General features: G+C 67.0%; 5 protein-coding genes. 3 read left to right on the top strand and 2 right to left on the bottom strand.

The window, feature by feature from the left end; all coding sequences use genetic code 11:
* Positions 1 to 17: 17 nt before the first annotated feature.
* Both uvrC and AX708_RS04980 read left to right on the top strand, forming a co-directional pair.
* Entirely contained in the window at positions 18 to 1,979 is a 1,962-nt protein-coding gene (gene uvrC / locus AX708_RS04985) for an excinuclease ABC subunit UvrC (RefSeq protein ID WP_066532207.1), read from the top strand.
* A 46-nt stretch (positions 1,980 to 2,025) separates the two neighbouring features.
* Positions 2,026 to 2,829 carry a hypothetical protein gene (locus AX708_RS04980; RefSeq protein ID WP_066532210.1) on the top strand — a complete coding sequence of 268 codons (804 nt, stop codon included), beginning with the start codon at positions 2,026 to 2,028 and terminating at the stop codon, positions 2,827 to 2,829.
* Positions 2,830 to 2,883: 54 nt separating this feature from the next.
* On the opposite strand, the gene AX708_RS04975 is transcribed toward AX708_RS04980, so the two are convergent.
* Positions 2,884 to 3,822: an OmpA family protein gene (locus AX708_RS04975; protein WP_197426345.1), complete on the bottom strand. Its 939-nt coding sequence runs from the start codon at positions 3,820 to 3,822 to the stop codon at positions 2,884 to 2,886.
* A 309-nt stretch (positions 3,823 to 4,131) separates the two neighbouring features.
* On the opposite strand from AX708_RS04975, the gene AX708_RS04970 reads away from it, so the two are divergent.
* The gene (locus AX708_RS04970) at positions 4,132 to 5,118 is read left to right on the top strand and encodes a hypothetical protein (RefSeq protein ID WP_066532214.1); all 987 of its coding nucleotides are present in this window, start codon (positions 4,132 to 4,134) and stop codon (positions 5,116 to 5,118) included.
* A 22-nt stretch (positions 5,119 to 5,140) separates the two neighbouring features.
* Here AX708_RS04970 and AX708_RS04965 read toward each other — a convergent pair whose 3' ends face one another.
* Complete coding sequence (locus AX708_RS04965; RefSeq protein WP_066532216.1) at positions 5,141 to 6,991, bottom strand: DUF885 family protein; 1,851 nt, start codon at positions 6,989 to 6,991, stop codon at positions 5,141 to 5,143.
* Positions 6,992 to 7,109 lie beyond the last annotated feature (118 nt).

Below are 7,109 nucleotides of genomic sequence, written 5' to 3'. Positions count from 1 at the left end.
GTCCCTATCTCACCCCCATGTCCCTAACCCCTGCCGGCACTCCCCACGACCCCCGTGGCGCCGAACGCTTCAACGAGGCGCGCGCCGCGCAGACCGTCGCCAGCGCCCAGCCCGATCTCGAAGGCGGGGTGCGCGCGATCCGCGAGACGGTGAAGGTGCTGAAGCCCGTCCCCGGGGTCTACCGGATGCTCGATGCGCGGGGCGAGGTGCTCTATGTGGGCAAGGCGCGCTCGCTGAAGGCGCGGGTGGCGAATTACACGCAGATCGCGCAGCTTTCGGGTCGCTTGCAGCGCATGGTCAGCCAGACGCGCTCGATGGAAATCGTAATCACCAATTCCGAGGCCGAGGCGCTGCTCTTGGAAGCGCAGCTGATCAAGCGCTTCCGCCCGCCCTTCAACGTGCTGCTGAGGGACGACAAGAGCTTCCCCTTCATCCTGCTGCGCGCCGACCACGCCTACCCGCGCATCCAGAAGCACCGCGGCGCGCGGCGGGCCAAGGGCAATTACTACGGGCCCTTCGCCAGCGCCGGGAGCGTCAACACGACGCTGAATGCATTGCAAAAACTGTTCCTGCTGCGGAGCTGCACCGACAGCTTCTTCAACAACCGCGACCGGCCGTGCCTGCTCTACCAGATCAAGCGCTGCTCGGCGCCCTGCGTCGGCCGGATCGACGAGCCGGGCTATGACGCGCTGGTGCGGCAGGCGAAGGATTTCCTCTCGGGCAAGTCGGGCGCGGTGCAGGCCGATCTGGAACGGCAGATGGCCGAGGCGGCGGCGAACCTCGATTTCGAGACTGCGGCGATGCTGCGCGACCGCCTCAGGGCGGCGACCTTCATTCAGGGAAGCCAGGCGATCAATGCGCAAGGTCTGGGCGATGCAGACGTGTTCGCGCTCGCCGCCAAGAACGGGCAGATGAGCGTCCAGTCCTTTTTCATCCGCGGCGGGCAGAACTGGGGCCACCGCGCGCTCTTCCCGCGCCACACGGCGGATGTGGACGAGGCGCAGGTGCTCGCCGATGTGATGCTGCAATTCTACGAGGAAGTGCCCCCGCCGCCGACCATTCTGGTCGACCGCGAACTGCCTGAGGCCGAGCTGATCGAGGCCGCGCTCTCCGAAGTTGCGGGGCGCAAGGTGCGGCTTTCGATCCCCGAGCGCGGCGACCGGCGCAAGCTGATGGAGCAGGCGCAGCGGAACGCGGTCGAAGCGCTCGAACGGCGGCTGGCCGAGACCGGCACCAAGGCGCGCCTCAACCGGGAGCTCGCCGAGTTTCTGGAATTGGACACGCCCCCGCAGCGGATCGAGGTCTATGACAACAGCCATATCCAGGGCACCAAGGCGGTGGGCGCGATGGTGGTGGCGGGGCCGGAGGGCTTCGAGAAGGGCCAGTACCGCAAGTTCAACATCCGCGAGGCGCAGACCAACGACGACTTCGCGATGATGCGCGAGGTGATGACGCGGCGGTTCCGTAATTTTGCCGAAGGCGAGGAGAACCCCGAGGTGAAGGCGGGCGGGCACGAGACGACGCTCCCCGACCTCATACTGATCGATGGCGGCAAGGGGCAGCTCTCCAGCGTCATGCGGGTGCTCGAGGAGGTCGGTATCGCCGACGACATCGCGGTGATCGGCATCGCCAAGGGCCCGCACCACGGGCGCGAGGGGCGCGAGGTGTTCCACTTCCCCGACGGGCGCGAGAAGCTGCTGCCGGTCAATTCGCCGCTGCTGTTCCACCTGCAGAACCTGCGCGACGAGGTGCACCGCTATGTCATCGGCGCGCACCGGGCCAAGCGTTCGAAGGCGATCACCGCCTCGCCGCTCGACGAGATCCCCGGCATCGGCCCGGCGCGAAAGCGCGCGCTGCTCCTCCATTTCGGCACCGCGAGCAAGGTGCGCGCGGCGGCGCTCGAGGATCTGCAACGCGCGCCCGGGGTAAGCGCCACGGTCGCGCGCAAGGTCTATGATTTCTACCACGCGGGCGGATAGGGGCGCCCCAACCCCGCATTAACGCCTGCCGCGCTATGGCGGCGGGATGGACGTCAACCAGTTCGTCATCCTTACCATGATGATCGTGCCCATGGTGCTGGTCGCGATCGCGGTGCTGCTTGCCAAGGGCCTGACCCCGCAGGAGCTGCGCCGCGGCCCGATGCGGATCACCGGGACTGCGCTGGTGCTCGGCGCGATCGGCGTGCCGGTGGCGACGATGATGATCGATTCGCAGGGCGCGTTCTTTGACGATGGCCGCGCGCTGGTCGGCGAGGGGCTGGGGGTGCCCGACGACATCGCGATCCGCGGCCAGAAGGGCGACCGGCTGGGCGATTGCTGGTCGAACCAGGTGCGCTGGTCGCTCGATCTCGATTTCGGATCGCCCGAGCGGCTCGACAAGTGGTTCGACCGCGCGCCATGGCGCGGGCCGCTGGTGGCGCAGATCGCGCGCTATTACGACACGCCGGTGGAGAAGGTGTCGGTCGCCCCGGGCGCGCTCGACCAGCGGGTGAAGAACCATGTGCTGTCGGAGAATGTCCCGCCGTCGCGCCCCGGCGGCGCGTGGAGCAAAGAGGTTCATGGCGAACGATTGGTGTGCGCTGCGATTTACGAGCGGGGAGGGACAGGGGGCCTCGACCTGCGGCCCTGCGATCCCGCGGCCCTCTCGGACGATGACGGGAGCAAGGGCTCGGTCCTGCTGCGGCGCGGCGGGGTGCCGGGGACGCTGGCGGGTTCGGTCAACTATCTCGGCGGGCCGTCCTATTGCACCAATCCGCTGCGCCGGTCGGTCAATGCGGTGCTGGGCCTGCCGCACCCGCCGGGCAAGCCAACGCAATTTTCGGGATTGTGAAGCAAGGGCCAGTGCGGCGCCCGGCGCTGCACCGGCCCCTGCCTTCGGATAGGCTTACTGCCCGTCGAGCGCCTTGCTCACCAGCACGTTGACCGAGACGCGGCGGTTCTGCGCGCGACCTGCGGCGGTGGTGTTGTCGGCGGCCGGATCGGCGGTCGCCATGCCGGTCGGGGTCAGCATGCGGTAGGGCTTCCACTTGCACACCTGCTGCAAATGGTTGACCACCGCCGCGGCGCGCTTTTCCGAGAGGGCCTGGTTCACGTCCTGCGAGCCGGTCGAATCGGTGTAGCCCAGCACCAGCATCAGCGAATTCTCGTTGGCATTGGCAGCCTGCGCGGCGGCGCACAGCTCGGCCTTGGCGGCCGGGCTGATCACCCACTTGCCGGTGTCGAAATAGACGTTGGTGGTGCTCTTCAAGTTGTACTTGTCGATATCGCCGAGCCGGCCGCGCAGCGCTTCCGTGGCGGCGGCGTTGGCCTGGATGGCCGCGCCCTGCTCGCCGAACTGTTGCTGCGTGCCGGCGCGGATCATTGCTGCGATCTGGCGATCGTCGGCAGTGAAGCGCACTTCGCTCGCCACCAGCCCCTCGCCATAGCGCACGGTCTTCGCGATCACCGTGAGGCCGTTGATCAGCGCATTCTGGTCCAGGGTCTTGTTGCCGATGCCGAGGAACCCGCCGCGGGTGCGGATCTCGGTGTCGGGGTGGAGCGTCACCAGCTGCACCGAGCCGTCATCGGCGGTGATCTGGAGGCGCGAGCCCTTTCGCGCGGAGATGATGCCCGAAACGCGCGGACCTTCCTCCAGCTCGGCGAGCGGGGGCAGAGCGCCGTAGACGGTGGTGGTGCTCACCCCGTCCTGCTCGCTGATCGTCGGCGAGGGCAGGGGACGCGGCTGGATCTGCGGCTGGGTCTGGGCGGCAAGGCCCGAGGCGCTCGCGGCGCCCAGAAGGGCAAGCAGCGCAAGGCTGCGGGGGCGTTGGAAGGTGGTCGTCACAGTGGTCATGCTCCTGCGGTTCGGGCCCTGCGATCCCGTGTGGGCCCTTTGTGGATGTTGTGCGCGATGGGCGGGGTGTTGCGCAACACCTTGCTCGCAGGTGAACGCGATTGCCCCGCGTGCCGCAGGAGCGGGCAATCGGGGCAGCGGATGCGACGAATTGAGCCGCTTGCCGAATGCAACAGCACCACGAAGGATGACACAGCGGGCCAACACTTCCGGGGATTACGGCCCTGCGGCAGAAAATCTTGCGCTTGATCCGCATAGCGTTTGGTTTAAGTCCCTCGACAGCTTGAAAAGGGTCGATTCATGCGGATTTTCGGATACTTGCGCTGCCTCGCAGCGGTGCTCGCGCTTGGGCTCGCGTCGTGCGGAGGGGGCGGATCGAGCGGCGGGTCAACCGGCACCACCCCGCCGCCATCGTCATCGCCGTCGCCGACCCCGACTCCCACGCCGGTCGCGCTCACCCCTTTCAGCTATGCCGCGCCGTTCGCGTTCGAAAGCTCGCTGGGGATTGAAGGCACGTTGTTCAACTATCAGGAAAGCTTCCTGAACGTGCAGCGCACCGAGCTAGTCGAGCCGCGCCCTTTCCCCGCCAATAGCACAGCGCGGATATCCCTTGATCGCCAAGGCAACGACGAGACGATTGCCTTCCGCTACGACGATATTACCATAAGCGCCACCCGTCCGGCCGAATCGAGCCCCGAGTTTCGCGTGGTCGATCCGGGCGGTGCGCAGGAGCGGCTGGTGATCGGCCCGCTTAGTCCCGGGTTCCTGCGAGGGCGAAGCGGCGGGCCGACCCATGTGTCGATGGCCATCTATCGTGCGTCCCCTGTCGCGCGCACCATCGACACGCGTGTCGGCACCGGGCAGCGCATCGTCTATTCGATCTTCGGCAACCCGGCGAACGAGTTCGGGCGCCTTGCCCGTTCGAAGGAATTCGACGTCGGCGGGGCAAGCGCACGCGGGCTCAGTTTCGGGGGCTTCTTCATCCAGAGCGCCGACTATGCGAGCCCCAACGGGGTGTTCTTCGGCGTGCTCAGCGTTGCGGCCTTCGGCTCGGACGGACAGCGGACGTTCGAGGCGGACCTGTTCATCGAAGGCGAGCACGACATCGCCACCAACCGTTTGTCGGGCAGGTTCCGCGACCGGCAGGGGGGTGTCGTCATCGGCACCTTCGAAGGCGGACTCTATGGCCCGCAGCGCAATCATGTCGGACTGGTGTACAACCTCGACCTGCCGCGATGGGGTCGCGACATTGGCGCCGCCTTCGGCATCGGCGCGGACCGGGGCTAATTTACGCGCCCTGCCGGCCGACCTACTTCGCCGCCTGCGCCGCGATCCAGCGGTCGATCTTGGCTTCCAGAACCGCCAACGGCAGCCCGCCGGTGTTCAGCACTTCCTCGTGGAATGCCTTGATGTCGAACTTCGCACCCAGCCTGTCGGCCGCGCGCCTGCGCAGCTCCTGGATCTTGAGCGCGCCGATCTTGTAGGCGAGCGCCTGGCCCGGAATGGCGATGTAGCGATCGACCTCGGCCACCACTTCGGTGCGGGTCATGCCCGAATTGGCGAGCATGTAGTCGATCGCCTGGTCGCGGCTCCAGCCCTTGGCGTGGATGCCGGTATCGACCACCAGCCGCATCGCGCGCAGCATCTCGTCCTGCAGGGTGCCGTAGCGGTTCCACGGGTCCTTGTAGAAGCCCATCTCGTGGCCCAGCGTCTCGGCATAGAGCGCCCAGCCTTCGACATAGGCGGTTGTCCCGCCATAGCGCATGAAGGCGGGCAGCGCCTCGTTCTCCTGCGCAAGGCTGATCTGGAAGTGGTGCCCGGGCGCGCCTTCGTGGAGGTAAAGCGTGACATTGCCCGGCGTCAGGCGGCTCGGCAGGTCATAGGCGTTGAAGTAGAAGATGCCCGGACGCTCGCCATCGGCCGAGCCCGACTGGTAGGAGCCGCCGGCCTCGAACTGCTCGGTCGCGGGATCATAGGGGCGGATTTCCAGCTTCGACTTGGGCAGCTTGGAGAACAGCGCGCCGATCTTCGCATCGACCGCCTTGCCGATGTCGTAATAGCTCTGGGTCAGCCCCTCGCGGGTCTTGGGCTGGAACTTGGGATCGGTGCGGACATAGTCGAAGAACTGGGTGAGCGTGCCCTTGAACTTCACCTCGCGCTGAAGCCGTTCGAGCTCGCTCTTGATCCGCGCGACCTCCGACAGGCCGAGCTGGTGGATGGTCTCGGGCGTGAGCGGGAGGGTGGTCGAGTCTTCGACGAGGCGGGCATAGAGCTTGTCGCCGCCCTTCATCTGGGAAAGGCCGATGCTCTCGCGCGCGGCGGGGAGGTATTCACCCTTCAGGAAATCGCGAAGCCGCGTGTTGGCGGCGTAGATCTCGGCGGTCTTGGCGGCGTAGGCCTTGGTCAGGCGCGACTTGTCGGCATCGGAAATGCCCTCGGGGAAGGCCTTGGTGGGCGCCATGTAGGGCGAATCCGCAATGGGCGTCGCCAGCTGCGTATCGAGTTGGGTGACCATGATCCCGACCGTCAGCTTAGTTTCGAGCACGCCGCTCTTCATCCCTTCGCGGAACTTGGCGATCGCGCGGTCGATGAAGGCGATGTAGTCATCGTGGCGGCTGAGGTTGTCCTCGTAATTGGCGAGCGTCTTGAACGGCGCCACGCCGGTGCCGTTGGCGAAGGTCGGGTAGAAGGTGTGGAACCCGAAGAAGTGATTGAGCGGCCGCACTTCGGTAAGCGCGCGCATCTCGTCGGTGGCCCCCGCCAGCGCGCGGCTCTGAGTGTAGTGGAACACGTCGTAGGCGAGCTGGTCGGTCTCGCCCAGCTTGCTGCGGTCGATCTGCGCGAGCAGGGCGAGGTTCAGCTTGATGTCGGTGCGCGCGGCGAGGAAGCCCGAGTCCGTCAGCAGATCGCCGAGCCGGCCCGCGTTCTCGTCATCGCCGCGGAACAGCCGGCTCAGGGGATTGAGAGCCAGTTCGCGCGCGTCGGCATCCTCGAACAGGGCGAAGAGCTTGTCGTGTTCGGACTGGGGGGCCTGCGTGGCGGCGGTCTCGGGCGCGGTCCCGGAATTGCTTGGCGTTTCAGCAAGGGCAGGCGCGGCAAGCGAGAGCAGCAGCACGCTCGAGGCGGCGCTCGAGAGAGCAAGGGCAAGGCGCAAGGTCATATTCGGCAGTCCCCGGGGCAATGTGCAATCGCGGGGCGCTAGGCCCCGACGCCTTCCGGCGCAAGGACGCGGGCGACGAGCGCGCGAGGCCCATCGACCGGCGGCGTGACGCCGTGAC

The sequence above is a fragment of the Erythrobacter sp. CCH5-A1 genome (assembly GCF_001557115.1).
GTDB lineage: Bacteria > Pseudomonadota > Alphaproteobacteria > Sphingomonadales > Sphingomonadaceae > Erythrobacter.
This window is presented reverse-complemented; position numbering and strand designations above follow the sequence as displayed.

Coding starts and splice junctions, on each gene's coding strand:
- AX708_RS04970 (WP_066532214.1), top strand. CDS start 4,132: ATGCGGATTTTCGGATACTTGCGCTGCCTCGCAGCGGTGCTCGCGCTT.
- AX708_RS04965 (WP_066532216.1), bottom strand. CDS start 6,991: ATGACCTTGCGCCTTGCCCTTGCTCTCTCGAGCGCCGCCTCGAGCGTG.
- uvrC (WP_066532207.1), top strand. CDS start 18: ATGTCCCTAACCCCTGCCGGCACTCCCCACGACCCCCGTGGCGCCGAA.
- AX708_RS04980 (WP_066532210.1), top strand. CDS start 2,026: ATGGACGTCAACCAGTTCGTCATCCTTACCATGATGATCGTGCCCATG.